This window comes from Sedimentitalea xiamensis (assembly GCF_030164465.1).
Lineage (GTDB): Bacteria > Pseudomonadota > Alphaproteobacteria > Rhodobacterales > Rhodobacteraceae > Sedimentitalea > Sedimentitalea xiamensis.
Genome location: NZ_JASNJE010000084.1, coordinates 1 through 1,327 on the forward strand (window position 1 = coordinate 1; position 1,327 = coordinate 1,327).

At 60.6% G+C, this 1,327-nt stretch carries 1 protein-coding gene and 1 pseudogene; both read left to right on the forward strand.

Going from position 1 to position 1,327, the window contains the following annotated elements; all coding sequences use genetic code 11:
* A pseudogene (locus QO034_RS23235) lies at positions 1–975 on the forward strand (Mu transposase domain-containing protein); the annotation flags it as partial.
* The coding region (locus tag QO034_RS23240) for an ATP-binding protein (RefSeq protein ID WP_284487874.1) at positions 965–1,327 on the forward strand (363 nt) is incomplete at its 3' end. The pseudogene QO034_RS23235 and the gene QO034_RS23240, both read left to right, overlap by 11 nt.

The window sequence follows — 1,327 nt, forward strand, 5'->3', positions numbered from 1 at the left end:
AGACAGCGGTGGATCGTGTTGGTCGCGGCAAACAGCGAGACGTCAACGCGCGCTTCAAGGCCATGCATTGCCCGGCAGGCGAATTGCAAAGCAATTCTGCCGAGAGGGGCGAGCCACTACGTCTTTGAACCCGAGTTCTGCAACCCCGCTGCTGGTTGGGAGAAAGGTCAGGTCGAGAAGAATGTACAGGATGTGCGCAATCGCCTGTGGCAGGTCATGCCCGTCTTCAAGGATCTGGACGAGTTGAACCAGTGGTTGGAGGATCGCTGTATTGCCTTGTGGACCGAGACAAAGCACCGGGAATTACCCGGTTCCATCGCTGACGTGTGGGAATCTGAGAAGCCTACCTTGATGGCGCTGCCACCGGCTTTCGATGGGTTCGTCGAGCACAGTAAACGGGTATCGCCGACATGCTTGGTCACCTTCGAGCGCAATCGCTACAGCGTTCCGGCCAGCTTCGCGAACCGCCGCGTCAGCCTGCATGTCTATCCAGACCGACTGGTCGTGGCGGCCGAAGGCCAAACCGTCTGCACCCATGGTCGCATCATAGAGCGGTCGCACCACAAACCTGGCAGGGTGATCTATGATTGGCGGCATTATCTGGCAGTGATCCAGCGCAAACCCGGGGCCTTGCGCAACGGCGCGCCGTTCACCGAGATGCCCGAAGCCTTCCGCCGCTTGCAGGATCACATGTTGCGCAAGGAGGGCGGCGACCGGGATATGGTCGATATCCTGTCCCTGGTTCTGCACCATGACGAAGATGCCGTTCTGTGTGCCGTGGAGCTGGCGCTGGAAGCCGGCGTGCCGACCAAGACGCATATCCTGAACCTGCTCCACAGGCTGATCGACCGCAAGCAGACCGACCATCCCGAAGTCGATCCACCAGACGCCCTGGCCCTGGAAACGGCGCCGAAGGCTAACGTCGATCGCTATGACGATCTGAGACAGGCCGGGGAGAAGCGCCATGCGTCATGACCCTGCAGGCGCTTCGATCGTGATCATGCTACGCAGCCTCAAGCTGCATGGCATGGCGCAAGCCGTTGATGATCTGGTCTCCCAGGGTGCGCCAGCGTTCGAGGCCGCGACGCCGATGTTGTCTCAGCTGCTCAAGGCGGAAATGGCCGAACGGGAGGTACGGTCAATCGCCTATCACACGAAAGTGGCCCGCTTCCCGTCCTACAAGGACCTCGCCGGGTTCGACTTCAAATCCAGCGAGATCAACGAAGCCACTGTCCGGCAGTTGCACCGCGGCGCGTTCATGGAAAATGCAGAGAACGTTGTACTCATCGGCGGCCCTGGCACGGGCAAGAGCCACATCGCCACCGCC